We start from the raw sequence: 25,290 nt of genomic DNA, 5'->3' as shown, positions 1-25,290 counted from the left end.
GCCGTACCACCGCCCGACCCGCCCGATCCCGTCCCGAAGGGACCGCCCTACGCCATGGCACACACGGACCAAGCAGAAGCCGTAAGCGAACTGAGCAAAACCGTCGGCGAGTTGGTCGACCGCGAGCGGATCCGCGAGCTCATCGCCCTCCTGGCCCGGGGCGAGGACCGCCGCGACGCCGAGCTGATCACCGCCGGCTATTGGCCGGACGCGGTGTTCGACTACGGCATGTTCGCGGGGGACTTCGCGGCCTACCTCGCGTGGGTGGTGCCCGGATCCCCGGCGATCCCGGTGACGCAGCACGTCCTCGGGCAGAGCCTGGTCGAGCTGCGGGGCGACGAGGCCCGCGCCGAGACGCACGTCGTCGCGTACCACCGCGTCGACACGGGGGAGCAGGAGCGCGACGTCGTGCTCGGGGGCCGCTACCTGGACCGCCTGGAGAAGCGCGGCGGCGCGTGGCGGGTCGCGAGCCGCACGATGCTCTACGACTGGACGCAGGATCTCGGGACGTCGGTCGACTGGTCGCAGGGCATGATGGGCGCCCCGTTCAGCGGCGACCACTTCACCGGGCGCGCGGTCGGCGACTTCAGCACGACGTTCTTCGGGGCGTGACGGCCATGGGCACACTGAGCGGAAAAGTCGTCGTCGTGACCGGGGCGAGCCGGGGCATCGGCAAGGGCATCGCGCTCGCCCTCGGCGCCGAGGGCGCGACCGTCTACGTCACCGGCCGGACCGTCACCCCGGGCGCGCATCCGCTGCCCGGCACGGTCGGCGAGACCGCCGCCGAGGTCGACCGGCGCGGCGGCACGGGCATCGCGGTGCAGGTCGACCACGCCGACGACGAGCAGGTCGCGGCGCTGTTCGCCCAAGTGGAACGCGAGCAGGGCCGCCTGGACGTCCTCGTCAACAACGCGTTCTCGCTGCCCGAGGACCTCACCGAGCCACGGCCCTTCTGGGACAAGCCGCTCTCCAACTGGGAGATGGTGGACGTCGGCGTACGCTCCAACTTCGTCGCGGCGTGGCACGCGGCGAAGCTCATGACGCCGCGCAAGTCGGGCCTGATCGTGGCCATTTCCGGCTACGTGGGCGTGACGTACACCTACGGCGTCGTCTTCGGCACCTGCAAGTCCGCGGTCGACCGCATGGCCCGCGACATGGCGATCGAGCTGGAGCCGTACAACGTCGCGTCGCTGTCGCTGTGGCAGGGGCTGACGTTCACCGAGCGCGCGAACCGGAACCTCGAACGCGACCCGGCGATGAAGCGGCTCACCGTCACCAACCCGCTGATCGGATGCAGCACCGAGCACCCCGGGCGGGTCATCGCGGCGCTGGCCGGCGACCCGGAGGTCATGCGGCGTTCCGGCGGCACGTTCATCACCGCCGAGGTGGCGCGCGACTACGGGATCACCGACGTCGACGGCAAGGTCGTCCCCTCTCTGCGGGCCGAACGCGGCTCCCCCCTCTGGCAACCGATCGTGGAGGCACCTCATGGACGCTGAACGCACCGCCCGCCTGGAGAGACTGCTCGACCGGCAGGAGATCCTGGACTGCCTGAACCGCTTCAGCCGCGGTATGGACCGCTTCGACCGCGAGCTGTTCCTGTCGGCGTTCCACACGGACGCGACGATCGCGGCGGGCTCGTTCGTCGGGAACCCCAAGGCGCTGTACGCGTGGGCGTCCGCGATGCACGAGCAGGGGCAGGTGGCGACGCAGCACAACCTGCTCAACCACACCTGCGAGATCTCCGGCCACGGGGCGCACGCGGAGACGTACTACATGTTCGTCGGCCGCAACCGCGACGAGACGAACTGGATCGCCGGGGGCCGCTACCTCGACCGCCTCGAACGCCGCGACGGCGCCTGGCGGATCGCGCTGCGCACGAACGTGATCGAGTGGTCGGGCATGCTCCCGACCCTGCCGATCCCGTTCGCGGACGTCCCGGACGTCCACGCCAACGGAGCGCCGTCGCGGAGCAGGGAGGACCCGTCGTACCTGCGACCGCTGGTCAACGTGCGGGAGGAGCAGATCCCGTCGGACGCGTGAGGGCGGCGCGGGCGCGCGGCGCGGTGGCCGGGACCCGGCGGCTCCTCGGGGCCGCCCCGGCCGCGGCGGCCGCGCGGGTCCCGCCCGCCCGCTCCCACGCGTCGGGCGGCGTCCGTGGGTCAGCGGGCGGTCCAGCCGCCGTCGACCACCACCGTCTGCCCGGTGACGTAGCTTCCCGCGTCGCCCGCGAGCCAGACCACCGCGCCGATGATGTCCCGCGCGGTGCCCTCCTTCGGCAGCGGGGTGTTGCGGCGCAGGTACTCCGCGGCGCGCTCGCTCTCGTACAGCACGTCCGTGATCTCGCTGCGGAAGAAGCCCGGCGCGACGGTGTTGACGCGGATCGAGTGGCGGGCCCACTGCACGGCCAGTTCCGCGGTGAGGCCCGACAGCCCGGCCTTGCTCGCGGCGTACGAGGCCTGGGGGATGCCGGGGAGCCCGACGCGCCCGCTGATGGACGAGATGTTGACGATCGAGCCGCCGCCCGCGTCGCGCATGGGGGGGAAGACCGCCTGCGCGAGCAGCATCGGGGCGATCAGGTTGAGGTCCATCGTCTGCCGGATGGCGGCCGTCGGCTCGGACTCGGCGCGCTCCTCGGTGAACATGTTGCCCGCGGCGTTGACGAGGATCGTCGGCGCGCCGAGCCCGTCGACGACGGCGGGCACGACGGACGCGACGTTGTCGAGGTCGGACAGGTCGCGGACGACGGCCAATCCGTCGATCTCCTTGGCGAGTTCGGCCAGCCGGTCCTGTCGGCGGGCGACCACGGCGACGCGTGCGCCGAGCGCCGCCAGGGCGCGGGCGACCGACGCGCCGAGGCCCGACGAGGCTCCCGTCACGATCGCCACGCGGCCGTCGAGTCCGAACATCCGTGCGGCGTAGTCGTGTTCCGGTGCCACCTGGGTCTCCCTTCGGCCTCGGGGCGGGGCCTGTCCGGCAGGCGCGGTCCCCGGGGTGGTCGTCGTTGCGCCGGCCGGGCGGTCCGGCCGGGGTCAGGCACTCCCGGGGGAGCCGTCGTTCCGTGCGGCGACGAGGCCGGGCAGCTCGGTGCGCTTCACCTTGCCCATCGCGTTCACCGGGAGGGCGTCGACCTGCGTCCAGACCTCCGGGACCTTGTACGGTGCCAGATCGCGGCGGCACAGCTCGGCGAGTGCCGGGAAGTCCACGGCACCGCCGGTGCTCGCGACGACCGCGGCGACGCGCTGGCCGAGGCGGTCGTCGGGGACGGGGCATACGGCGACCTGGGCGACGCCGGGGTGCGCGGCGATGACGCGTTCGACTTCGAGCGGGTAGACGTTCGCCCCGCCGCGGATGATGACCAGCTTCTTGCGGTCCAGCACCGACAGCCACCCGTCGGCGTCGACGGTGCCGATGTCGCCGGTGGCGAACGGGCCGGGCTCCGGCGGGCGGACGCGGCCGTCCTCCCAGTGGCCGAGCAGCGGCGTCCAGGCTCCCGCCCACGGCCCGGACGACGCTCCGGCGAGCCGCAGTTCGCCGAGTTCGCCGGGTGGCAGGCGGCGGCCCGCGTCGTCGTACGCCGCGACGTCGTACTGCGGCATGACCCTCCCGCTGGCGCCGGGGCGCCACGCGCCGTCGACCGGGTCGATCGAGACGACCGTCGGCGCCTCGGTCAGGCCGTACGTGGTGCGCGGGTGCAGGCCGTGGGTGTCGGCGAACGCGCGGCGCAGGGCGTCGGGGGTGTCGCTGCCGCCGCTCCACACCTCGCGCAGCGACGACAGGTCGGCCCGCGGTCGCGCGGCGAGGTCGTAGAGCTGTGCGGGGGCGCCGTTCCACACGGTGACGCGCCGGTCGGAGATCCATTCGGTGACGCCGTCGACGTCGCGGCGGTTCATGATGACCGCGGTGCCGCCGGCCTGCGCGGTGAGCAGTGTCGACAGGACCATGAGGTTGATCATCGTCAGCGCGAAGCTGTCGCCCTTGCGCAGGTCGGGGCCGTAGCCGCGGGTCGCGACGAGGGTGGCGCCGGGCAGCAGCAGGTTGCGCTGGCTGTGCACGACGGCCTTGGGGTTGCCGGACGTTCCACTGGTGAACGCGATCCCGGCGGGCGCGTCCAGGTCGGCGGCCACCTCGGGGGCGCGCTCGTCGCGGGCGACCAGCTTGGCCCACTGCTCGGGGTCGACGGTGCCGGGTGTGGTCAGCAGGCAGCGCGGGCCCGCGAGGACGACGGTCGGCGCGCAGAGGTCGTACAGGTACCGCTGTTCGCCCGCCGCGAGGGCTTCGCCGATGCCGGCCCAGATGGCGCCGATGCGCTGGGCGCCGTGGAAGGCGGCGACGATGTCGAGGTCGTTGGGCAGGCACGCGGCGACGCGGTCGCCGGGGCGCACGCCGAGCGACCACAGCGCGCCGGCGGCCCGCCGCGCCCGGTCGTCGAGATCGGCGTACGACCACGAGCCGGAGGCCGCCTCGACGGCGGTGGCATGGGGGCGGGAGGCGAGCGCGGTGTCCAGCACCTTGGCGATCGTCATGGCGTCTTGTATAGCACTATCCTTGCAAGGATTCACACTATAGAGTGGGCGAAATCGTCGCCGAGAGAGGCCGCATGACACACACCGGACCCCTGTCGGGTTTGCGCGTCCTGGACCTGACAGCGATGGTCATGGGTCCCTATTGCACCCAGATCATGGCCGACATGGGCGCCGACGTCGTCAAAGTCGAGCCGCCCGCCGGCGACAACACCCGCTACATCTCGGTGGGCCCGGAACCGGGTATGGCCGGCGTCTTCGTGAACGTGAACCGGGGCAAGCGCAGCGTCGTGCTGGATCTGCGGTCCCCGGAGGGCAAGCACGCCGTGCGCGAACTCGTCGCGGAGAGCGACGTGTTCATCCACTCGATGCGCGCGAAGGCGATCGGCCGCCTCGGATTCGGCTACGCCGACGTCGCGGCCGTCAACCCGTCGATCGTCTACACCAACTGCTACGGCTACGGCCGCCGGGGCCGGGACGCGGACCTCACGGCGTACGACGACACCATCCAGGCCGAATGCGGACTGCCGTACGCGCAGCAGCAGTTGACCGGCGAGGTCGGCTACGTCGGGACGATCATGGCCGACAAGATCGCCGGGCTCACCGCGCTGTACGCCACCATGATGGCGCTGTTCCACCGCGAACGGACCGGCGAGGGCCAGGAGGTCGAAGTCGGTATGTTCGAGACCATGGCCGCGTTCATGCTGGTCGAGCATGCCAACGGCGCGATGTTCGAGCCGCCGCTGGGCCCCGCGTCGTACCCGCGCGCGGTGACCCCGAACCGCCGCCCCTATCCCACCAAGGACGGCCACATCTCCGCGCTCGTCTACAACGACAAGCAGTGGTCGGCGTTCGTGGGCGCGGTGCGCCCGGAGTGGGCCGGCGAGCACTTCGCGACCCTCGAACAGCGCGCCCGGCGGATCGAGACGGTCTACGCGCACCTGGCCGAGACGTTCCTGACCCGCACGACCGCGGACTGGCTGGAGCTGCTGCGCTCGCTCGACATCCCCGCGGCACCGGTCCGCTCGCTCGACGAGCTGTTCGACAACCCGCACCTGAACGACGTCGGGTTCTTCGAGACCGTCGACTCGCCGCACGGCCCGGTGCGCTTCCCCGGCATGCCCACGTGGTTCTCCCGCACCCCCGGCCGCGTCGCCGGCCCGGCGCCCGCGCTCGGCGCCCACACACACGAGATTTTGGACCGGATCGGGAAAGCCACCACATCCGAGGGACCAGGGACGACATGACCGGCACCGCACCCTTCAGCGCACGCTCCTGGCTGTTCGCCCCCGGCGACAGCGAACGCAAGATGGAAAAGGCCGCCGCCGGACCGGCGGACGTCGTCCTCCTCGACCTGGAGGACGCCGTCGCGCCGGAGAACAAACCGGCGGCCCGCTCGATGGTCGCCGCGTTCCTGGCGGCCCGCACCGCCGAGGAGCGGCGGCGCCTGTGGGTGCGCGTCAACCCGCTCGACGGCCCGCACACCCTCGCCGACCTCGCCGCGATCATCCCGGCCGGGCCCGGCGGCGTCATGCTGCCCAAGTCCCGGGGCCGCGCGGACGTCGACACCCTCGACCACTACCTCTCCGCACTGGAGGTCGCCGCCGGGCTCGCGCGGGGGTCGACCCGGGTCATCGTGCTGGTGACCGAGACCGCCGAGGGCATGTTCACCACCGGCACGTACGGCGGCGCGCCCCGGCTGGTCGCGATGACCTGGGGCGCCGAGGACCTCGCCGACGCGGTGGGCGCGAGCGAGAACCGCACCCCCGACGGCGGCTACGGGTTCACCTACGAACTCGCCCGCAGCCTCTGCCTGCTCGGCGCGTCGGCCGCGGGCGTCGCGGCCGTCGAGACCATCCAGGGCGACTTCCGCGACCTCGACGGCCTGCGCCGCCGCGCCGAGAAGGTGCGCCGCGACGGCTACCGGGGCATGCTCGCCATCCACCCCGACCAAGTCGGCGTGATCAACGCGGCGTTCACCCCCACCGAGGAGGAACTGGCCGAGGCCCGCGAGATCGTCGACCTGTTCGCCGCGCACCCCGGCGCCGGCACGATCGGCCACAAGGGCGCGATGCTCGACCGCCCGCACCTCGCCCGGGCGCGGGCCCTGCTCGCGTGGGGAGGGCAGGCGTGACGGTCGTCGTGGAGGCCGGTGACCTCGACCTCGGCCGGTTCCTGCGGCCGGGGGACCGCATCGTCATTGGCCAGGCGTGCGGCGAACCGACCACGCTCGTCGAGGCGTTGATCGCCCAGGGCCGCGAGATCGGCGGCCTCTCGGCGTTCATCGCGACCAGCTTCTCCGGCCTGTTCACCCCCGAGGCCACCGAGTCGTTCACGCTGTCGAGCATGGGCGCGATCGGCTCGCTGCGCGCCCTGACGAAGGCGCACCGGCTCAGCGTGGTGCCGGTCCACGTCAGCCAGGTCGGGCCGATGATCGAGGCCGGGATCATCGGATGCGACGTCGCGTTCGTCCAGGTCAGCCCCGCCGACGCGGACGGCAACCACAGCTTCGGACTGATCGGCGACTACGTCCGGGCGGCCGTCGCGAAGGCGCGCGTCGTCGTCGCGGAGGTCAACGAGGCGGTGCCGTACACCCACGGCGAGCTGCTGCCGGGCGCGATGATCGACTGCGCGGTGCGCGTCGCGCGGTCCCCGGTCGAGGTGCCCCCGGCGAGGATCGGCCCGACCGACGAGCGCATCGCGGGGCACGCCGCCGCGTACATCGAGGACGGCTCGGTCATCCAGACCGGGGTCGGCGCGGTGCCGGACGCGATCCTGCGCCTGCTGCACGACCGGCGCGACCTCGGCGTCCACTCCGGCATGCTCGGCGACGGCCTCGTCGACCTGGTCGAGGCGGGCGTCGTCACCAACGCCCGCAAACCCGTCGACCGGGGGGTGTCGATCAACGGCGCCCTGATCGGGACCAAGCGGCTGTACGAATTCGCCGACCGGAACCCGGATATCCGTATGTGCGCCACCTCCTACACGCACGACGCCGCGGTGCTCGCCCGGCTCGACAAACTCGTGACCGTCAATTCGGCCCTGGAAGTCGACCTGACCGGCCAGGTGAATGCCGAGCAGAGCGGGGATTCGTACGTCGGCGGCACCGGCGGTTCGGTGGATTTCGTCCGGGCCGGCTCCCGGTCGCCCGGCGGGCACGCGATCATCGCGCTGCCGGCCACCGCGAAAGGCGGCACGATCAGCCGCATCACCGTGGGGCTTTCGGGCCCGGTCACCACGGCCCGCGCCGATGTCGACGTGATCGTCACCGAATTCGGCGCCGCCGAACTCAAGGGACAGAACGTCGCCGAGCGGACCCGTCGGCTGATCGCCGTCGCCCACCCCGATTTCCAGGAGGAATTGGAGCGCGCGGCCCACACGATTCGGCAAAGAGGTTTCTGATGAGCGACGCCGTATTGTTCGACGCGCGGCCGGACGGTATCGCCGTCATCACCTTGAACCGTCCGGAGACCCGCAACTGCCTGGCGCGGGACGTCCGGGAGGGGCTGGGCGAGGCGTGGGACCGCTTCGAGCGGGACCCCGCGCTGCGCGTCGCGATCCTCACCGGAGCCGGCGACAAGGCCTTCTGCGCGGGCGGCGACCTCAAGGAGATGGTGGAGACCGGGATGGCGGTGCCGCCCCGCGACATGTTCCCGCTCCCGTACGACACCGTCGAGTTGACCAAACCCACCATCGCGGCCGTCAACGGCGTCGCGTTCGCGGGCGGCTGGATGCTCGCGCAGGCCTGTGACCTGTGCGTCGCCGCCACTCACGCGCGGTTCGCGATCACCGAGGTCAAGGTCGGCAGAAGCTCGCCGTGGGCCGCGCCGCTGATCCACATGATCCCGCAGCGGATCATGATGGAGATCCTGCTGACCGGACGGCCGATCACCGCCGCGCGGGCCCACGAGATCGGCCTGGTCAACCGGCTCGCGGAGCCCGGGGACCTGATGGACGCCGCGCTGGAACTGGCCGGCGAGGTCCTGGAGGGCGCCCCGCTCTCGGTCCGAGCCGCGCGCGAAACGGTGATGCTGGCCACCGAAATGGGCCGCTCGGCGGCTCTCAAAGCCGCCCGGCACGCGTCCGAGCACTGCTACCGCAGCGAGGACGCCCAGGAAGGCCCGAGGGCTTTTGCGGAAAAACGCCGACCGCGGTGGCGGGGGCGTTAGCACGGGATTCCCGCCCGCGAGGCGTTGACGTGGACCACACCCTGTGAGAGCATCATACTCGCACATGAGAACGTTGTTCTCATCGTTGTTGTCGCTGTTGTTCTTCCCGATGTTTCCGGTCGATGTTTCCAGCGGAGTCGGTGGCCGCCGTACGGCAGAGCCCGATGTTCTCAGTGCAGGGATGCCCGCGGAGCCTCCGCGGAAGAATTGAGAAGGGACTGTTCCTGCAATGTTTGCGGCAATTCTGATCGACAAGGCCGACAAGAACGACAGGACCCAGACGGTCGAACGCGCCGAACTGGACGAGGCGCGTCTGCCCGAGGGCGACGTCACCATCGATGTGGAATTCTCGTCCCTGAATTACAAGGACGCCCTCGCGATCACCGGAAAGTCGCCGGTCGTCCGCACATTCCCGATGGTGCCGGGCATCGACCTCGCGGGCGTCGTCACCGACAGCGCGCACGCGGACTGGAAGCGGGGCGACCGCGTCGTCCTCAACGGCTGGGGCGTCGGCGAGACCCACTGGGGCGGTTTCGCGCAGCGCGCCCGGCTCAACGGCGACTGGCTCGTCCGGCTGCCCGAGGCGTTCACCGCCCGGCAGGCCATGGCGATCGGCACCGCCGGCTACACCGCGAGCCTGTGCGTCGACGCGCTGCTCGGCCGCGGCGTCACCCCGGACCGGGGCGAGGTCCTGGTGACGGGGGCGACCGGAGGCGTCGGCAGCGTCGCGGTCGCGCTCCTGGCCAAGGCCGGCTTCACGGTGGCCGCCGCCACCGGCAAGGCCGCCGAGGGCGACTACCTGCGGCAACTCGGCGCGACGACCATCCTCGACCGCGCCGAACTGTCCGAGCCCGGCAAGCCGATGCAGAAGGAGCGCTGGGCCGGCGTCGTCGACTCGGTCGGCAGCCACACCCTCGCGAACGCCTGCGCGCAGACCCGCTACGGCGGCACGGTCGCCGCGTGCGGCCTCGCCCAGGGCATGGACTTCCCCGCGTCGGTCGCGCCCTTCATCCTCCGCGGCGTGTCCCTGCTCGGCATCGACAGCGTGATGGCGCCCGCCGCGCCGCGCCTGGCCGCGTGGGACCGCCTGTCCCGCGACCTGGGGCCGGGCGCTCTGGACGCGATCGCCCGCGACATCGCGCTGGGGGAAGCCATCGACGCCGCCTCGGAGCTGATCGCCGGAAAGGTCCGCGGCCGGATCGTCGTCGACGTCAACCGCTAATCGGGAACCGGGAGTTACTGTGAGCGACAAACCCGTCGAACTCGACCTCACCGACGTCGACCACCGCGTGGGCAAGCCCATCGGCGGCGGCCAGCTGTGGGAACCGTGCAGCACCTCCGACATCCGCCGCTGGGTCATGGCGATGGACTACCCCAACCCGCTGCACTGGGACAAGGAGTTCGCCGAGACCACCAAGTACGGCGGCCTCATCGCACCGCAGTCCATCGCGGTGGGCCTGGACTACGGGCACGGCGCCGCACCGGCGTGCGTCGGCTACATCCCGGGCAGCCACCTGATCTTCGGCGGCGAGGAGTGGTGGTTCTACGGCTGCCCGATCCGGCCGGGCGACCAGCTGTTCCAGGAACGGCGCTTCCACGACTACAAGATCCGCGAGACGAACTTCGCCGGCCCGACGATGTTCTCGCGCGGCGACACCACGCACCGCAACCAGCACGGCACCCTCGTCGCCCGCGAGCGCTCGACCGCGATCCGCTACTCCGCCGCCGAGGCGGAGAAGCGCGGCATGTACGAGAGCCAGATCGGCGAGAAGAAGCGCTGGACCCCGACCGAGCTGGGCGAGATCGAGAAGCTGCGCACCAGCTGGCTCATGTCGAACCGGACGGGCGAGTCCCCCCGCTTCGACGAGGTCAACGTCGGTGACAAGCTGCCGCGGCGCGTCATCGGCCCGCACAGCATCGCCAGCTTCACCACCGAATACCGCGCCTTCCTGTTCAACATCTGGGGCACCTTCAAGTGGGTGGCCCCCGAGGGCGTCGAGGACCCGTGGGTGTACCAGGACCCGGGCTGGGTCGAGGGCTTCGGCTTCGACGAGGAAGGCGCCAAGATCGACCCGCGCCTGCGCGACGGGCTCTACGTCGGGCCGTCGCGCGGCCACATCGACGAGGAGAAGGCCGGCGAGGTCGGCATGGCCCGGGCCTACGGCTACGGCGCCACGATGGGCGCCTGGTGCACCGACTACCTCGCGTACTGGGCCGGCCACGAAGGCATGGTCCGCCACAACAAGGCGGACTTCCGGCTCCCCGCCTTCGAGGGCGACGTCACGTACTTCGACGGCGAGGTCGTCGCCAAGGACCCCGCCTCCGCGTGGGGCGTCCCGCTCGTCCAGGTGAAGCTGCGCCTCACCAACCAGGACGGCGGCGTGCTGGTGGACTGCACGGCTGAGGTCGAACTGCCGTTCGTCTGAGACGCCGAGGCGCGACAGATCTTCGCCGGCTCCCGGGCCCGGCCCTCCTTCCTCGATCCTCCGGTCGATCGCGGGGGCCGCGGGAGCCGGCGAACTTGTCCGCCCACGGCACGGACACGGCCCGAGACGCGACAGGGAAGTGAGTGATGGGTACCGACGCACACGCTGACACCGCGCCGGCGCTTTCGATCGCGTCGGGCCCCCCGCTCGGTGCGGAGCCGGGGCTCGGAACGCTGACGTTGCCCGGGTTCCTCCGCGAGGTCACCCGGCGGTACGGCGACCGCGAGGCGGTCGTCCTGCCCGGCCCCGACGGCGGCATCCGCTGGACGTACGCCGACCTGTGGGAGCGCACCGTCGAGGTGGCCCGCGCGCTGCGGGCGTGCGGCGTGGGCAAGGGCAGCCGCGTGGGCGTCCTGATGACGAACCGGCCCGAGTGGATCGCGTCGGTGTTCGGCACCACGCTCGCGGGCGGTGTGGCGGTCACGATCAGCACGTTCTCGACGCCGTCCGAGCTGGACCACATGCTCCGCGTCTCGGGCGTCTCGGTGCTGCTGTTCGAACGCGGCGTCCTGAAGAAGGACTTCGCGGACGTCCTGACCGAACTCGAACCCGGGATCGGCACCGCGGCCCCCGGGGACCTCCAGTCGGCCGCGTTCCCGCACCTGCGGCGCGTCGCCATGATCGGCGAACCCGCGGTGGGCGGCGCGATCGAGACCTGGTCGGCGTTCCTGGCCCGCGGCGCCGACCAGCCGCGCGAACTCGTCGAGGCCACCGCCGACTCCGTCGAACCGAGCGACGCGGCCGTGCTGTTCTTCTCGTCCGGCAGCACGAGCCGCCCGAAGGGAATCCTCAGCGCGCACCGGGGCGTCGCCATCCAGTTGTGGCGCATGCGCCGGCTGTACGGCTTCTCCCCGGACGACCACGTGCGCAGCTGGACGGCGAACGGCCTCTTCTGGTCCGGGAATTTCGCGATCATTCTCGGCGGCACGCTCGCGAGCGGCGGCGCGGTGATCCTGCAACGGACCTTCTCGGCCCCCGAGGCGTTGGAGTTCATGCAGGCGGAACGCGTCAACTTCCCCTTCGCCTGGCCGCACCAGTGCGCGCAACTGGAAGGCGCGCCGAACTGGCTCGACGTCGACCTCGGCAGCATCCGGTTCGCCGACGTGACCACGTCGTTCACCCGCCACCCCACCGTGACGTCGGACCCGTGGCTGGAGCCGGGGCACGCGTACGGCAACACCGAGACGTTCACCCTGACCACCGGCTACCCGGCGAACACCCCGGACGAGGTCCACCAGGGCAGCTACGGCCGCCCGCTGCCGGGCGTCACGGTCGCCGTCGCCGACCCGCTGACGGGCGCCGTGCTCCCCCTCGGCGAACGCGGCGAGATCTGCATCAAATCCCCGACCCTGATGCTCGGTTACGTCGGCATACCGCTCGACGAGACCCTGGACTCCGACGGCTTCTTCCACACCGGCGACGGCGGCTACCTCGACGCGGACGACCGGCTCTTCTGGGAGGGCCGCCTCACCGACATCATCAAGACCGGCGGCGCCAACGTCTCCCCGCTGGAAGTGGACGAGGCCCTGATCGGCTACCCCGGCGTCAAGGTCGTCCGCACGGTCGGCGTCCCGCACGAAACCCTCGGCGAGATCGTCGTCTCGTGCATCGTGCCGCACGAGAACACGACCCTCGAACCCGAGCCCATCCGCGCCTTCCTGAAGGAACGCCTGGCGAGCTACAAGGTCCCGCGCAGGGTGCTGTTCTTCCGCGAGGACGAAATAGAGATGACGGGCACCGCGAAGGTGAAGACCGCGGACTTGCGCGAACTGGCGGCGAAGCGGCTGCAGGGCCAGGAGGAAGCACCGGCGAAGAGGGCACCGGCGTGACGAACGCGGCGGTGCCCGTTGCGGGTTCAGGGGGTCCAGGGCTCCCAGTCTTCGGTTTCGATGTCGACGCCGTAGGGCTCGGGGAGGGTGATGGTCTCGCCGAACTTCCATGTCGTGACGGCGCAGTACGCGCGTGCCTCGGGGGCGGGGTCGGCGAACAGCGTCGCGAGGCACGCGGACGGCGCGCAGTCGACGACCAGGTAGTGGGGGATGCCGCAGCGGGCGTAGCCGGTCCACTTGGTGTCTTTGCGGTGGTGGAGTCCGGGCTGCCGGTCGTTGCCGGCGTTCGACGGGGAGGCCACCTCCACCGCCATCGCCACGTCCGTGGACATGACGTATCTGGCGCCGGCGTCCAGCGCCGCGCGCAGCTTCTTCTCGTGCAGGACGATCAGATCGGGAATGTAACCGTCCTGGATCTCGGCGAGGTTGAGGTCCGTGGTTTGGACCGCGCGCCACGGAAAGTCCTTCTCCCGGGCCCGTGCGACGGCCATGGCGTCCTGGATGGTGGCCACGATGTTGTTGTGGTTCAGGGCGGGCCCCGGCGACACGACGATCTCCCCTCCGACGATCTCCACGCGTGAGCCGTCGTGCGGCACATGCAGGTAGTCGGCGAGTTCATCGCGCACCCACATCGTGTGGGCCTTCTCAGGCAGGGGAAGACGCTGCACGTCGGCGAACTCCACAGTCATGTCCCCAAGCTCCTTTCGCGGGCGCTGGCCCCAGTGTGGCCCAGCAGACGACGCGCCAACGGGAGAACGCTAAGCGTGTTCGGGCTCCCACACTCTGTGAGCGTCAAAAACCCGCACGGATGTGCGGGTTGGGGTGTCGGCGTCGGGGGGTGCGTAGCGCGGAAGGCCACGTGCCCGGTGAGGGGCCGGCGTCGAAGCCGGTGACCTCGACGGCCTTCTCGACGTCCTCGGGGCCGGGGTGCCGGACACAGGTTGTTTGCCCGGGGGGAGGGGGCCGTGGTGTCGGTGTCGGTGGACGGTGGGGGTGCACCGACACCACGGGGGTGGGTCAGGTGGTGGTGTAGCGGATGGGGTCGTCGAGGGCGACGGCGCCGGCTTGGCCGCGTTTGACGAGGTGGCGGAGGTGGGCGGCGGCTTCGCTGACGGCGACCTGGCGGTTCTGCGCGCCGAGTTCGGACCAGGGGCGGTTCCACTCCATGCCGGCGGCGATCTCCCACAGGGTCCGCGGGGCCGTCTGGAGCTGGGTGAGGAGGGACGCGAGGCGGCGTTCGTGGAAGGCGACGATCTCGTCGGCGCGTCCGGCGGCGTCGTCGAAGAGGTGCTGGTGGGCGGGGAGGACGCCGGTGACGGGGAGCGCGGCGACGCGGGCCAGGGAGGCGAGGAAGTCGCCGAGGGGGTCGGATTCGCCGCCGGCGGCGTCGTCGGCGTACAGGCCGATGTGCGGGGTGATGCCGGGCAGCAGGTGGTCGCCGGACAGCAGGCGGCCGGCGCGTCCGGACCCGGTGCCGATGCCTTCCTCCAGGTGCAGGCAGACGTGGCCGGGGGTGTGCCCGGGCGTCCAGATGACGCGGACGTCGCGGCCGACCACGTCGGCGAGTTCGCCGTGCACGAGGGTGCGGTTCGGGGTGGCGTAGAGCTGCCGGGGCTTGGCGATGACGGCGTTCGGGGGTGTGCGCTGGTCGATGAGCGCGTCGAGGGATTCCTGCGGTGCGCCGGCGGAGCGCAGGACCTCGAGGTGGCGTTCCAGCCATTGGGCGCGCGGCGACGAGTTGATCATCTCGACCTGGGCGGCGTCGGCCTCGTGCATCGCGATCCACGCGCCGGAGGCGTCCACCACCGCCTGTGAGAGGCCGTGGTGGTCGGGGTGGTTGTGGGTGGCGAGGACGCCGTGCACGTCGGCGAGCGAGGTGCCCAGCGAGGCGAGGCCCGAGGTGAGGGCGGCGAGCGAGGTGGGGTCGTTCCAGCCGGCGTCGACGAGGACCGGTCCGCGCTCGCTCTCCAGGACGTAGACGAGCGTGTTGCCCAGCGGGTTGTCCGGGATCGGCACCGGGATGGTCCACACGCCGCCGCCGAGGTCGGTCGCGGTGACGCGGGCCTCCTGGTCGGGCGCGTCGTCGTGGGTCGGAGCCGGGCCGGCGGGAGAGGCATCCGGTGCGGATGTCGCGTTGTCAGGTCCTGTGGCCGCCATCGGCGTCCTCCCAGAAATCGGTGCAGAGTGCAAGTTTGCTATCCGCAATATAATTGACCACGTTTAATAAATATTCCCGCGGGGTGAACTTGTCCGGCGGTCGTGGGGAGACCCTGGTCTCATCCGCCGTTTCGGCTGTCATCGAGCCCCGGATCCCGTTGTTGCCGGGGCGTACACCTGGTATCTGTTCTACCCGTCGGAGGTCGGCAGCGTGTCGAACGATCGTCCGGCGGCTCCGGGGCGCGGCGGCCCAGTGAGTGTGGTGTTGTACTGCGGTCAGCTCTTCCCGGGGTGTTCGTCCGACCGGAACCACGAGCGAAGGCAGGTAATGCGATGAGCGACAAGTGGCGTGTCGAGGTCGACAGGTCGGTGTGCATCGGCTCGGGCATGTGCGTGGGCGGCGCACCGCGCGACTTCACACTCGACTCGGGGCGCAAGTCGTACCCCGTCCACGAGGTCGCCGACTCGTCCGAGGCGATCATGGACGCCGCCGAGAGCTGCCCGGTCGAGGCGATCACCATTGTCGACGCCGAGACGGGCAGGCCGGTCTTCCCGCCGGAGGAATAGGCGGCACCGCCGGATGCGGCACGCCGCGGGGGCGGACGGCGCGGGGCCGCGGCGCGGTCCGCCGCTCCCCGGGCCGCTATGCCCGCGCCGCCGCGTCCGCGCCGTCCGGCTCGGGGACGAGTCTCGCCACCGTCTCGATGTCGACGCGCACCTGGCCGATCGACGCGCGGCCGTTCAGCCACGAGATCAAGGACGAGTGCCAGGTGTGGGTGATCACCCGGATCACCGCCAGCTCCTCCGTGCTCGGCCGCACCGATGTGTCGCCGTGGATCGCCGTGACGATCATCTGCGTGGTGATTCGGCTCACACCGTCCACCTCCGCCGACACCGAGCGGTCGGCGAACTGGAGCGCGCGCATCATCGCCTCGGTCAGCTGCGGCTCGCGCTGCATGCCGCGGAACGCGCGCAGCAGGGTGTCGACCACCCGCTCGCGCGGCGTCATCCCCTGCTGCGGCTTGCGGCGCAGCTGGTTGCCCAGTTGCTCGAGTTGGTCGTACATCGTGGCAACCAACAAGTGCACCTTGGACGGGAAGTACCGGTAGAGCGTCCCGAGCGCGACCTCGGACGATTCCGCCACCTCGCGCATCTGCACCGCGTCGTAGCCGCCCTGCGCCGCGAGGCGGGTCGCGGCCCGCAGGATCCTGCGCCTGCGCGCTTCCTGGCGCTCCGTCAGCGGCGTGCCCGCTGCCCTGGTGTACGTCGTCATCGTCCGTCCGTCTGTCCTTCGTCGGTCCGGCGGCCACCGGCGCCGCGCCGATCCTGGCCGCGTTCCGGTGCGCGTTCCGGTGCGCGCCCCGGGCGTGGCCGGACCCGGCGTGCCGCCGGGCGGTGCCGTGGATCTTCGCCGCCGCATGTGTTACAGATCACGCGATGCCCTGTACGGCCGGTACCCGGCGGTATCTTGCAGTCTCCGACGGGCAAAGAGTGAAACCTGTTCTAGGTTACGTGACTACCACGCCTGAGAGCGTCGAAGGGGGCCATTCGTGATACGGAGGAGTGTCGCGGTCGCGGAATCCGAGACCGCCAACAACCCCTCCGCCGCCGAACGGCCCCTGCGGATCGCCCTGTTGGCGTACCGAGGAGACCCCTTCTGCGGCGGCCAGGGCGTGTACGTCCGCCACCTCTCGCGCGAACTGGCCCACCTCGGCCACCACGTCGAGGTGATCACCGGCCCCCCGTACGCCGTCGTCGACGACGTCCCCGGCAACCCCGTCGCACTGACCCGGCTGCCCAGCCTCGACCTGTACCGCGAGCCCGACCCCTTCCGACTCCCCGGGCTCCGCGAGTACCGCGACTGGATCGACGTCCTCGAAGTCGCCGGCATGCTCAGCGCCGGGTTCCCCGAACCGCTCACGTTCTCGCTGCGCGCCGCCCGGCACCTGCACCACCGCCGCAGCGCGTTCGACGTCGTGCACGACAACCAGACCCTCGGCTACGGGCAACTCGCCCTGCCGCGCATGGGGTTCCCGCTCGTCACGACGATCCACCACCCCATCGCGGTGGACCGGAAGCTGGAGATCGCCGAGGCCGCCACACTGCGCCGCAAGATCACCCTGCACCGCTGGTACGGCTTCACCGCGATGCAGAAGCGCGTCTCCGCCCGGCTCGACGAGATCATCACCGTCTCCGGCTCCTCGAAGGCCGAGATCGTCCAGCACCTCGCCGTCGCCCCCGACCGCGTCAGCGTCGTGCCCGTCGGCGCCGACACCGAGCTGTTCTCGCCCGACGCCGGCGTCGCCAAGGTGCCCGGCCGCGTCGTCACCACCGCGAGCGCCGACGTCCCCCTCAAGGGCCTCGTCCACCTGGTCGAAGCCCTCGCCAAACTGCGCACCGAACGCGACGCCGAACTGGTCGTCGTCGGCCGCCCGAAGGCCGACGGGCCCGTCCTCAAGGCGATCGAACGCCTCGGACTGACCGGCGCCGTGCGGTTCGTCAGCGACCTCACCGACCGCGAGCTGGTCGACCTCATACGCAGCGCCGAGGTCGCCTGCGTCCCCTCGCTGTACGAGGGTTTCTCCCTCCCCGCCGCCGAGGCCATGAGCTGCGGGACCGCCCTGGTCGCGAGCACCGGCGGCGCCATCCCCGAGGTGGCCGGACCCGACGGCGAGACGTGCCTCGCGGTGCCGCCCGGCGACGCGGGCGCGCTGTGCCGCGCCATCGGACGCCTGTTCGACGAGCCCGAACTCAGAGCGCGCCTCGGGCGCAACGGCCGGGCCAGGGTGCTTGAACGTTTCACCTGGCGCAACGCCGCGGCCAGGACCGCGGAACGCTACCGCGCCGCGATCGCCGCGCAGAGCCGGCACGCGGCCCGGGCCGGGCACACCGCGCCGACCGCGGGCGCCGCGGCAACCGGCCGGTCCGGGCGGCCGAAGCCGCCCCCGCACGCCGGGCACACCGCGCCGGCCGAAGCCGCCACGCGCCCCGGACTGCACTGAACTCCCCGCACCCGCACCGCAGTTCTGCATACGAGACGGAGCCGCCGACTTGCTCACCGTGGATTTCTCGCGCTTTCCGCTGGCACCGGGCGACCGAGTCCTCGACCTGGGGGCCGGCGGCGGCCGTCACGCCTTCGAGGCCTACCGCCGCGGCGCCCACGTCGTGGCGCTCGACCGCAACGAGAACGACGTACGGGCAGTCGACCGGATGTTCGCCGCGATGGCCGAGGCCGGGGAGGCACCCGTGGGCGCGACCGCCGCCGCGATCACCGGCGACGCGCTCGCGCTGCCGTTCCCCGACGACGCGTTCGACAAGATCATCATCTCCGAGGTCCTCGAACACATCCCCGACGACGCGGGCGTGCTCGCCGAGATCCACCGCGTGCTGCGCCCCGGCGGCCTCGTCGCGATGACCGTGCCGCGCTACGGGCCGGAGAAGGTGTGCTGGGCTCTGTCCGACGCCTACCACGAGGTCGAGGGCGGCCACATCCGCATCTACAAGGGCCACGAACTCGTCGAGCGCGTCGAGAGCGCCGGCTTCGAGCCGTACGCCGACCACTTCACCCACGCACTGCACGCCCCCTACTGGTGGATCAAGTGCGCCGTCGGCGTCGACAACGACAAGGCCCTGCCCGTACGCCTGTACCACAAGCTGCTGGTCTGGGACATCATGAAGGCGCCCCGCACCACCCGCTGGACCGAGAAGGCGCTCAACCCGCTCATCGGCAAGAGCTTCGTGGTGTACGCCGTCAAACCCCGCACCGGCTCCGAGGCGGCGGCGTGACGCGCCGCGGGCCCCACGGGGGAACGGGCCGGGAATCCCTCGAACTCCTGGCCCTCGAAGGCGTCCTGACCGTGGATCAGATCGCCGCGACGATCGACGGCATCGCCGCCGTGCAACGCCCCGACGGATCCATACCCTGGTTCGTCGGCGGCCACCTGGACCCCTGGGACCACACCGAGGCCGCGATGGCCCTCGACGTCGCCGGACGCCACGATCTCGCCGAACGCGCGTACCGCTGGCTCGCGTCGCGGCAGAACCCGGACGGCTCGTGGTACGCCGCGTACACCGACGGCGACGTCACCGACCACAACAAGGAAGCCAACTTCACCGCCTACCTCGCGGTCGGGCTCTGGCACCACCATCTCCTCACCGGCGACGAGGAGTTCCTCGTCCGCATGTGGCCCCACCTGCGCTCCGCGACGCAGTTCATCCTCGACCTCCAGGCCCCCGGCGGCGAGATCCGCTGGAAGCGCGAAGCCGACGGCACACCGGTCGACGAGGCGCTGCTGACCGGGTCGTCGAGCATGTACCAGGCGCTGCGCTGCGCGCTCGCGGTCGCCGACCACCTCGGCGAGGCCCAGCCCGACTGGGAGCTGGCGACCGGGCGCCTCGGCCACGCGGTCGTCGCGCACCCCGAGCGGTTCCTCGACAAGAACCGCTACTCGATGGACTGGTACTACCCGATCCTCGGCACCGCCCTGCGCGGCGACGCCGGGGAGGCCCGCATCGCCGAGCACTGGGACACCTTCGTCGTCCCCGGCCTCGGCGCGCGCTGCGTCTCCGACCGGCCGTGGGTCACCGGCGCCGAGAGCTGCGAACTCGCCATCGCCCTGTGGGCGTTGGGCCAGAGCGACCGCGCGGTCGACATCGTCTCGTGGGTGCAGCGCCTGCGCCACGACGACGGCCTCTACTGGACCGGCTACGTCTTCGAGGACGACGCCATCTGGCCCGAGGAGCGCACCGCCTGGACGGCCGGCGCCATGATCCTCGCGACCGCCGTCCTCGGCGGCGAACCGGCCACCACGACGATCTTCGGCGGCGAGGACACCTTCGCCGACGCGGCCCTCCCGGTCGGCCTCGCCCCCCACGAGGTCCGCTGCGACTCGGAAGTGTGTGCCGGGTCACACTGAACGCGTCCGCGCCCCGGGGTCCTCGCGGACGCGCCCGGTCGGCGGTACGAATGGAGGGGTCCCGAATCCGGAGACCTCGGACGCGTCGGACAGGGGCGAGGCATGGCGGAACCTTCGTACGGGTGGGAACACGGCGCGTACTGCGCCATGTTCGTCGCCGAGACGGACCGGCTCGCGGCCGTGGCACGCGGCGGCGACCTCACCGCTCCCGTGCCCACCTGCCCCGGGTGGACGGTCGCCAAGCTGCTCAAGCACGTCGGGACGGCCCACGCCTGGGCGGCAGCGATGGTGCGCGCCGGAGCGAGCGACACCCCCGTCGCGGCGCGGTCCCTCGATCTGGGCCTGCCCGACGAGCCGTCCGGACTGCCGGACTGGCTGACCGCCGGCGCGCGGGAATCGGCGGCGTACCTGCGCGAGGCGGGCCCCGACGCCCCGGCGTGGACCTTCGGCCCGGTGCCGCACGCGCGGTTCTGGGGCCGGCGCATGCTGCACGAGACGCTCACCCACCGCCTGGACGCCGAACTCGCGCTGGGCATCACACCGCGGATCGCCCCCGAGGTCGCGGCCGACACGATCGACGAATTCCTCACGATCCTCCCGCACACGCTCGCCCGCGCGGCGGAGCCTCCCGCGTACGGGAGCGGCGAGACGCTGCACATCCACACGAGCGGCGGGGACCGCGCGGGGGAGTGGACGATCACGCTGGAACCGGACGGCTACACCTGGGAGCGCGGCCACGCGAAAGGCGACGCCGCGCTGCGCGGCGACGCGGCGGCCGTGATGCCCGTGCTGCTCCGCCGCGCCGATCTGGCGGCGGCGACCGGCGCCGGCGACGTCGAGGTGCTCGGCGACGCGGCGGTGGTGGCGAGGTGGCTGGAACTGTCAGCGCTGTAGGGGGCGGTCTCCCGGACGAAGCGGCGGCGCGAGGTCGGAGTGACCAGGCCGGAATACGAGGCCGGAATACGAGGCCGGAATACCAGGCCGGAATACCAGGCCGGAGCACGAGGCCGGAGCACGAGGCCGGAGCACGAGGCCGGAGCACGAGGCCGGGCCGGGGGAGCGCCTGCGGACGGCGCTCCGCTCCCTCGCCCGGTCCCGGCCCCGGTCCCCGGCCGGTGGCCCCGACGCCGGTGGTCGCCACGCCGGTGCCCCGATCCGTCCTACGCCTCCCCGACGGCCGCCCCCGGCCTCTCGCCGAGGGCCACCGCGGTTTGGTGGGGGGACGAAGCCCGCTCCATCGCCTCGGCCCTCAGTCGGCGATTCCGCTGAACGCCACGATCTTGCGCGGGCGCAGCCGGACGACGACCTCGCCCGGCACCCCGTTGCGCCGCCCGAACTCCTCACCCTGCTCCGGTCCCATGTACCGCGAGCCGGCGCGCGTGGCGACCGCGACCACCTCGTCCAGGTTGTCGCTCAGCGTCACCTCGCCGCGCGCCTCGACGTACGAGAAGGGCGGTGCGTCGTCCTCCACGCAGATGGCGGCCTGCGGGTTGTCGCGCAGGTTGCGGGCCTTGGCCGTGCCGACGCCGGTGGTGAACAGGAAGTCGTCGCCGTCGAGGACGAACCAGACCGGGGTGATGTGCGGTGTGCCGCCCGGCCCGACGGTCGCGAACTTGCCGGTGCGGCCGTCGCGCGTGACGAAGTTGTGCCATTCCTCGGTGGACATGGTGTGCATGTTGAGTCCCTGTCTGATCGCGTGATCGCCGCGCCCACCGGACGCGGAGCCCTTTCAGGCATCGTCGGCACGGACGCCGCCCCGGGCAACCGGGCCACCGCCCCGCCCGCCCGCCGCCCCGGCACGCACCCGCCGCGACCCGCCGCCCCCGTCAGCCGTGGGCGAGGTCGGCCAGGAGTTTCAGGGTGGGGATGTCGCGGGCGGTGATGATCATGTCGGTGACGTGTTCGTCGGCTTCCCAGGCCGCGAAGCGTTCGCGGACGCGGTCGGGCGGGCCGACCAGGGCTATCTCGTCGACGAACGCGTCCGGTACGGCCGCGATGGCCTCCTCGCGGCGCCCCGCGAGGAACAGCTCCTGGATCGCGTCGGCGGCGTCCGCGTAGCCGAAGCGCCGCATCAGGTCGGCGTGGAAGTTGCGGTCCTTGGCGCCCATGCCGCCCACGTAGAAGCCCATGCCGGCCTTGATCGGCAGCATCGCCCGCGCGAGGTCGTCCTGCACCGACACCTGCACCATCGGCGCGATCCGGAAGCCGGCCGGCTTGTCGCGCAGCGCCTCGGCGTACGCGGCGTGGTTGTACGGCGACCAGTGCAGCGGCAGCCACCCGTCCGCGATCCGCGTCGCCAGGTGGACGTTCTTGGGTCCCTCCGCGCCGAGGAACACCGGCAGATCGGCCCGCAGCGGGTGGGTGATCGGCTTGAGCGGCTTGCCGAGACCGGTGCCGTCGTCGCCCCGGTACGGGTGGCGCGCGTAGCGGCCGTCGAGTCCGACCGGCCCCTCGCGGCGCAGCACCTGGCGGATCACGTCCACGTATTCGCGCGTGAACGTGAGCGGGCTCGCGGGGAAGGGGCGCCCGTACCAGCCTTCGACCACCTGCGGCCCGGACAGCCCGAGGCCGAGGGTCACGCGTCCGCCGGAGAGGTGGTCGAGGGTGAGGGCGTGCATCGCGGTGGCGGTCGGCGTCCGCGCGGTCATCTGGGTCACGGCGGTGCCCAGGCCGATGCGCGACGTGTGGGCGGCGATCCACGTCAGCGGGGTGAAGGCGTCGGAGCCCCACGACTCGGCGGTCCACACCGAGTCGAAGCCGAGGCGTTCGGCCTCTTGGGCCAGCTCCACGAATCCGGGGGTGGGTCCGCGCCCCCAGTAGCCGAATTGCAGACCGAGCCGCATCGCGTGTCTCCTCGTCGTCGGGACTGTCCTTGACGGGATGTCAGATCCGCTCGCACTGTAGAACAGGTTATAGTTTCTTCGCCACGGGGGATGGGGAGCCGCAAACGCCGAGGGGGCGCCCGCCGCGATCTCCGCGACGTGCGCCCCCTCGGTGGTGGGCGGTCCGCTCAGGACTTCTGGATGCCCGAGACGTTCCACAGGACGCCGCGCACGCCGTCCACCTCGACCAGGAGGCCCTGGCCGTGCTGGGCGACGGCCAGGTACCACACGCCCGGGTTCAGCGAACCGGCCGGCGCGTTGGTCGTCGCGTCGACCAGCGGGCGCTGGTCCGGAACCGAGAACCAGTACGGCTGGAAGTCGGCCGCGGGAGCGGGCGCTCCGCCCGGAGTCGGCTGGGCACCGAACTGGCCCGGCCCGCTGTCGTACGGCGAACCGCCCTGCGGGGCGCCGGCGTAACCGGGCTGACCGCCGTACGGAGCGCCGCCCGGCTGCGGGGCACGGCCGCCGCCGCCACCGAGACCCAGGGGGGCCTTGAGGGCGGGGACGAACTCGGCGGCGACGACCGCGCCGGTGGCGACGAGAGACGCCAGGAGCATGAAGATGGCGCCGATGCCGACGTCGACACCGTCCGGGCCACCCGCCATCGCCCAGACCACGTACAGCGGAACGACGACCAGCAGCGGGGTCGCGAACTGCCGCGGCGTCAGGCCGAGGATGGGCGTCGGACGCGGCTGGATGCCGCCGAGGATGTAGAGGACAGAGGCGATCAGCGGGATCAGTACGAGCGAGGCCCCGGCCCCGGGGAGGTCGCCGCTCCAGGCGTTCCAGGACTTCGAGTACCCCCCGGAGCTGATCTTGAAGAACGCCAGGAACGAGAAGATGAAGTTCAGCAGCGCCGCGACCGCGACGACGGCATCACCGCGCGTGAGTTTCTTGATGTCCACTTGTTGGGGTCTCCTCCCGAGGGGGATGGCCGCCAAGGTACGGGGGCGACCAAAGTTGCCGCACCGACCGCGCCCCCGCGCGCTGCCGATGCCTGGGTTTGAAGTCTTCCGGTCGGACACTGTGCCAGATCCGATCGGGGGCACGTGCTCCGCACGTCGGGGGGCGAAGCGACAGAGCCCTGTTTATGGCGAAAAGTTCTTCTGCTGTTGGTGCTTTGTCACTCTCCGCGTTGGATGCCCGAGGTGTCCTGAAGGACCCCGCGGACGCCGTCGGTCTCGACGACGAAGCCGTCGCCCGCGGGTTCGACCGCGAGATACCAGGTGCCCGGCGTGAGGGTCGCCACCGGGGTTTTGTCGAGCCCGCCCAGGGGTGCCAGCGGGCGCGGCTCCGGGACCGCGAGCCAGAACTGTGCGAACTCCGGCTCGGCGGGCGCGGCGTCGGCGGGTGCGGCGTCGGAGGTGGCAGCGGCGTCGGCCGACGGCTCGGCCGATTCGGCCGCGTCGGCACCGGCGCCGGGCGCGGCCTCCGGCTTCGCCTCCGCCTTCGCCTCCGCCTTCGCGTCCGCGTTCGGTTTCGCCTCCGCCTCCGCCTCCGCCGCGGGAGCAGGTGTCGGCGCCGGCGCGGCCGAGGCCGCGACAGGCGCCGCGGCGGGTGCCGCGGCCGGGGCGGCCTGCGCGGGGACCGGGGTCGCGACCGGGGCCGCGACCGGTGTTCCCGCGGCCGGTGTCATCGGCGGCGGCATCTGCGAGACGGGCGTGCCGGGCGGCACCATGGGCGCGGCGAAGCCGCCCGTCGCGCCGTACGGGGCCATGCCCGGGTGGCCGGGCTGTCCCGCGAAGCCGGGGTGGCCGGGCTGCTGCGGGATGTAGCCGTGCGGGTAGGGCGGCGGCGACACGAACAGCGGGTACGCCAGCCCCGGCACACGGTCGACGACCAGCATCAGCAGCGCCATCACCAGCGTGAACGCCAGGATCACGAACGCGCCGAAGCCGTGCTTGAGATCGATGTCGTAGCCGCTGGCCTCGATCGCCTGGTCGGCGTTGCCGAACACGTTGCCGCCGAGCGACCACAGCGACGCCCACGCCGCCACCACGCTGAACGCGGTGGCCCACTGACGCAGCGTCAGCCCGCCGACCGGGCGCTGGTCGGCGTTCGTCGTGTAGCGGTGCAGCACGAGCAGTACGAACGCGATGACGGGCAGCAGGACGACCACGGCCATCAGCGGCCAGTGGTCCTGGGCCCAGGCGTTGACGGTGAAGTCGTCGCCCGAGGAACCCGAACCGCGGTAATCGTCGTCGTCGTAGCTCGAACCGCCGCTCCCGGCCGTCGCCTTGAAGTACGGGGCGAACGAGAAGCCGAAGATGAGTCCGACACAGACGAAGACCAGGCCGTCTCCCCGTGTGAGGCCTCTTTGGTTCACGT

At 71.9% G+C, this 25,290-nt stretch carries 24 protein-coding genes; 15 read left to right on the top strand and 9 right to left on the bottom strand.

The genetic code is table 11. From position 1 onward, the window contains the following. Positions 1-54 precede the first annotated feature (54 nt). Genes LO772_RS10790 through LO772_RS10780 form a run of 3 tightly spaced genes read left to right on the top strand, consistent with a single transcriptional unit; the run spans position 55 to position 2,043 of the window. Positions 55-612, top strand: a complete 558-nt coding sequence (locus LO772_RS10790) for a nuclear transport factor 2 family protein (RefSeq protein ID WP_231778184.1) — start codon at positions 55-57, stop codon at positions 610-612. Positions 613-617: 5 nt separating this feature from the next. After that, entirely contained in the window at positions 618-1,499 is an 882-nt protein-coding gene (locus LO772_RS10785) for an SDR family NAD(P)-dependent oxidoreductase (protein WP_231778183.1), read from the top strand. Continuing rightward, positions 1,489-2,043, top strand: coding sequence for a nuclear transport factor 2 family protein (locus tag LO772_RS10780; protein WP_231778182.1), 555 nt, complete (start codon positions 1,489-1,491; stop codon positions 2,041-2,043). The genes LO772_RS10785 and LO772_RS10780 overlap by 11 nt, the downstream gene beginning before the upstream one ends. 119 nt (positions 2,044-2,162) lie before the next feature. On the opposite strand, the gene LO772_RS10775 is transcribed toward LO772_RS10780, so the two are convergent. Beyond that, on the bottom strand, positions 2,163-2,939 hold the full coding sequence (locus LO772_RS10775) for an SDR family NAD(P)-dependent oxidoreductase (RefSeq protein WP_231778181.1): 777 nt from the start codon (positions 2,937-2,939) through the stop codon (positions 2,163-2,165). 93 nt (positions 2,940-3,032) lie between these two features. Continuing rightward, on the bottom strand, positions 3,033-4,526 hold the full coding sequence (locus tag LO772_RS10770) for a class I adenylate-forming enzyme family protein (RefSeq protein WP_231778180.1): 1,494 nt from the start codon (positions 4,524-4,526) through the stop codon (positions 3,033-3,035). A gap of 74 nt (positions 4,527-4,600) precedes the next feature. On the opposite strand from LO772_RS10770, the gene LO772_RS10765 reads away from it, so the two are divergent. The 7 genes from LO772_RS10765 to LO772_RS10735 all read left to right on the top strand — a co-directional run bounded on the left by LO772_RS10765 (position 4,601) and on the right by LO772_RS10735 (position 13,007). Then, positions 4,601-5,770, top strand: coding sequence for a CaiB/BaiF CoA transferase family protein (locus tag LO772_RS10765; protein WP_231778179.1), 1,170 nt, complete (start codon positions 4,601-4,603; stop codon positions 5,768-5,770). Beyond that, positions 5,767-6,657 (top strand): HpcH/HpaI aldolase/citrate lyase family protein, encoded by an 891-nt coding sequence (locus LO772_RS10760; protein WP_231778178.1) that lies wholly within the window; start codon positions 5,767-5,769, stop codon positions 6,655-6,657. The genes LO772_RS10765 and LO772_RS10760 overlap by 4 nt, the downstream gene beginning before the upstream one ends. Then, on the top strand, positions 6,654-7,925 hold the full coding sequence (locus LO772_RS10755; RefSeq protein WP_231778177.1) for an acetyl-CoA hydrolase/transferase family protein: 1,272 nt from the start codon (positions 6,654-6,656) through the stop codon (positions 7,923-7,925). The genes LO772_RS10760 and LO772_RS10755 overlap by 4 nt, the downstream gene beginning before the upstream one ends. Next, a complete protein-coding gene (locus tag LO772_RS10750; RefSeq protein WP_231778176.1) occupies positions 7,925-8,692 on the top strand; it encodes an enoyl-CoA hydratase-related protein in 768 nt (255 codons plus the stop codon). Before LO772_RS10755 ends, LO772_RS10750 begins: the two co-directional genes overlap by 1 nt. Positions 8,693-8,921: 229 nt before the next feature. Continuing rightward, entirely contained in the window at positions 8,922-9,914 is a 993-nt protein-coding gene (gene acuI, locus LO772_RS10745; protein WP_231778175.1) for an acrylyl-CoA reductase (NADPH), read from the top strand. Between the two features lie 19 nt (positions 9,915-9,933). Then, positions 9,934-11,118 carry a MaoC family dehydratase gene (locus tag LO772_RS10740; protein ID WP_231778174.1) on the top strand — a complete coding sequence of 395 codons (1,185 nt, stop codon included), beginning with the start codon at positions 9,934-9,936 and terminating at the stop codon, positions 11,116-11,118. A 146-nt stretch (positions 11,119-11,264) separates the two neighbouring features. Next, positions 11,265-13,007 carry a class I adenylate-forming enzyme family protein gene (locus tag LO772_RS10735; protein ID WP_231778173.1) on the top strand — a complete coding sequence of 581 codons (1,743 nt, stop codon included), beginning with the start codon at positions 11,265-11,267 and terminating at the stop codon, positions 13,005-13,007. A 26-nt stretch (positions 13,008-13,033) separates the two neighbouring features. Here the strand turns inward: LO772_RS10735 and LO772_RS10730 are convergent, their stop codons facing one another. Beyond that, positions 13,034-13,696 carry a Uma2 family endonuclease gene (locus LO772_RS10730; protein WP_231778172.1) on the bottom strand — a complete coding sequence of 221 codons (663 nt, stop codon included), beginning with the start codon at positions 13,694-13,696 and terminating at the stop codon, positions 13,034-13,036. 328 nt (positions 13,697-14,024) lie between these two features. Next, on the bottom strand, positions 14,025-15,164 hold the full coding sequence (locus LO772_RS10725) for an MBL fold metallo-hydrolase (RefSeq protein WP_231778171.1): 1,140 nt from the start codon (positions 15,162-15,164) through the stop codon (positions 14,025-14,027). A gap of 333 nt (positions 15,165-15,497) precedes the next feature. Here LO772_RS10725 and LO772_RS10720 point away from each other — a divergent pair, with 333 nt between their 5' ends. After that, positions 15,498-15,731 (top strand): ferredoxin, encoded by a 234-nt coding sequence (locus tag LO772_RS10720; protein WP_231778170.1) that lies wholly within the window; start codon positions 15,498-15,500, stop codon positions 15,729-15,731. A 76-nt stretch (positions 15,732-15,807) separates the two neighbouring features. Here the strand turns inward: LO772_RS10720 and LO772_RS10715 are convergent, their stop codons facing one another. Further along, positions 15,808-16,437, bottom strand: coding sequence for a TetR family transcriptional regulator (locus LO772_RS10715; protein WP_231778169.1), 630 nt, complete (start codon positions 16,435-16,437; stop codon positions 15,808-15,810). 277 nt (positions 16,438-16,714) lie between these two features. On the opposite strand from LO772_RS10715, the gene LO772_RS10710 reads away from it, so the two are divergent. From LO772_RS10710 to LO772_RS10695, 4 genes are all read left to right on the top strand, one after another. Continuing rightward, positions 16,715-18,166, top strand: a complete 1,452-nt coding sequence (locus LO772_RS10710) for a glycosyltransferase family 4 protein (RefSeq protein ID WP_443089390.1) — start codon at positions 16,715-16,717, stop codon at positions 18,164-18,166. Positions 18,167-18,215: 49 nt separating this feature from the next. Beyond that, the gene (locus LO772_RS10705; protein ID WP_231778168.1) at positions 18,216-18,950 is read left to right on the top strand and encodes a class I SAM-dependent methyltransferase; all 735 of its coding nucleotides are present in this window, start codon (positions 18,216-18,218) and stop codon (positions 18,948-18,950) included. After that, entirely contained in the window at positions 18,947-20,080 is a 1,134-nt protein-coding gene (locus LO772_RS10700; protein ID WP_443089389.1) for a prenyltransferase, read from the top strand. Before LO772_RS10705 ends, LO772_RS10700 begins: the two co-directional genes overlap by 4 nt. Before the next feature lie 102 nt (positions 20,081-20,182). Beyond that, positions 20,183-20,974: a maleylpyruvate isomerase family mycothiol-dependent enzyme gene (locus tag LO772_RS10695; protein WP_231778167.1), complete on the top strand. Its 792-nt coding sequence runs from the start codon at positions 20,183-20,185 to the stop codon at positions 20,972-20,974. 355 nt (positions 20,975-21,329) lie between these two features. Here LO772_RS10695 and LO772_RS10690 read toward each other — a convergent pair whose 3' ends face one another. The 4 genes from LO772_RS10690 to LO772_RS10675 all read right to left on the bottom strand — a co-directional run bounded on the left by LO772_RS10690 (position 21,330) and on the right by LO772_RS10675 (position 25,288). Then, complete coding sequence (locus tag LO772_RS10690; protein ID WP_231778166.1) at positions 21,330-21,746, bottom strand: PPOX class F420-dependent oxidoreductase; 417 nt, start codon at positions 21,744-21,746, stop codon at positions 21,330-21,332. A gap of 160 nt (positions 21,747-21,906) precedes the next feature. Beyond that, positions 21,907-22,923: an LLM class F420-dependent oxidoreductase gene (locus LO772_RS10685; protein ID WP_231778165.1), complete on the bottom strand. Its 1,017-nt coding sequence runs from the start codon at positions 22,921-22,923 to the stop codon at positions 21,907-21,909. Positions 22,924-23,090: 167 nt separating this feature from the next. Continuing rightward, positions 23,091-23,867, bottom strand: a complete 777-nt coding sequence (locus LO772_RS10680) for a hypothetical protein (protein ID WP_231778164.1) — start codon at positions 23,865-23,867, stop codon at positions 23,091-23,093. A 218-nt stretch (positions 23,868-24,085) separates the two neighbouring features. After that, positions 24,086-25,288 (bottom strand): hypothetical protein, encoded by a 1,203-nt coding sequence (locus LO772_RS10675; protein WP_231778163.1) that lies wholly within the window; start codon positions 25,286-25,288, stop codon positions 24,086-24,088. Positions 25,289-25,290: the final 2 nt, after the last annotated feature.

Origin of the sequence: Yinghuangia sp. ASG 101 (genome assembly GCF_021165735.1) — a bacterium.
GTDB lineage: Bacteria > Actinomycetota > Actinomycetes > Streptomycetales > Streptomycetaceae > Yinghuangia.
Note: the sequence above shows the minus strand (reverse complement) of the source record. Positions and strands in the feature narration are given on the sequence as shown.

Bases quoted from the DNA above. Each gene is read 5' to 3' on its own strand.
- LO772_RS10790 (WP_231778184.1), top strand. From the start codon at position 55: ATGGCACACACGGACCAAGCAGAAGCCGTAAGCGAACTGAGCAAAACC.
- LO772_RS10785 (WP_231778183.1), top strand. From the start codon at position 618: ATGGGCACACTGAGCGGAAAAGTCGTCGTCGTGACCGGGGCGAGCCGG.
- LO772_RS10780 (WP_231778182.1), top strand. From the start codon at position 1,489: ATGGACGCTGAACGCACCGCCCGCCTGGAGAGACTGCTCGACCGGCAG.
- LO772_RS10770 (WP_231778180.1), bottom strand. From the start codon at position 4,526: ATGACGATCGCCAAGGTGCTGGACACCGCGCTCGCCTCCCGCCCCCAT.
- LO772_RS10765 (WP_231778179.1), top strand. From the start codon at position 4,601: ATGACACACACCGGACCCCTGTCGGGTTTGCGCGTCCTGGACCTGACA.
- LO772_RS10760 (WP_231778178.1), top strand. From the start codon at position 5,767: ATGACCGGCACCGCACCCTTCAGCGCACGCTCCTGGCTGTTCGCCCCC.
- LO772_RS10750 (WP_231778176.1), top strand. From the start codon at position 7,925: ATGAGCGACGCCGTATTGTTCGACGCGCGGCCGGACGGTATCGCCGTC.
- acuI (WP_231778175.1), top strand. From the start codon at position 8,922: ATGTTTGCGGCAATTCTGATCGACAAGGCCGACAAGAACGACAGGACC.
- LO772_RS10735 (WP_231778173.1), top strand. From the start codon at position 11,265: ATGGGTACCGACGCACACGCTGACACCGCGCCGGCGCTTTCGATCGCG.
- LO772_RS10730 (WP_231778172.1), bottom strand. From the start codon at position 13,696: ATGACTGTGGAGTTCGCCGACGTGCAGCGTCTTCCCCTGCCTGAGAAG.
- LO772_RS10725 (WP_231778171.1), bottom strand. From the start codon at position 15,164: ATGGCGGCCACAGGACCTGACAACGCGACATCCGCACCGGATGCCTCT.
- LO772_RS10720 (WP_231778170.1), top strand. From the start codon at position 15,498: ATGAGCGACAAGTGGCGTGTCGAGGTCGACAGGTCGGTGTGCATCGGC.
- LO772_RS10715 (WP_231778169.1), bottom strand. From the start codon at position 16,437: ATGACGACGTACACCAGGGCAGCGGGCACGCCGCTGACGGAGCGCCAG.
- LO772_RS10695 (WP_231778167.1), top strand. From the start codon at position 20,183: ATGGCGGAACCTTCGTACGGGTGGGAACACGGCGCGTACTGCGCCATG.
- LO772_RS10690 (WP_231778166.1), bottom strand. From the start codon at position 21,746: ATGTCCACCGAGGAATGGCACAACTTCGTCACGCGCGACGGCCGCACC.
- LO772_RS10685 (WP_231778165.1), bottom strand. From the start codon at position 22,923: ATGCGGCTCGGTCTGCAATTCGGCTACTGGGGGCGCGGACCCACCCCC.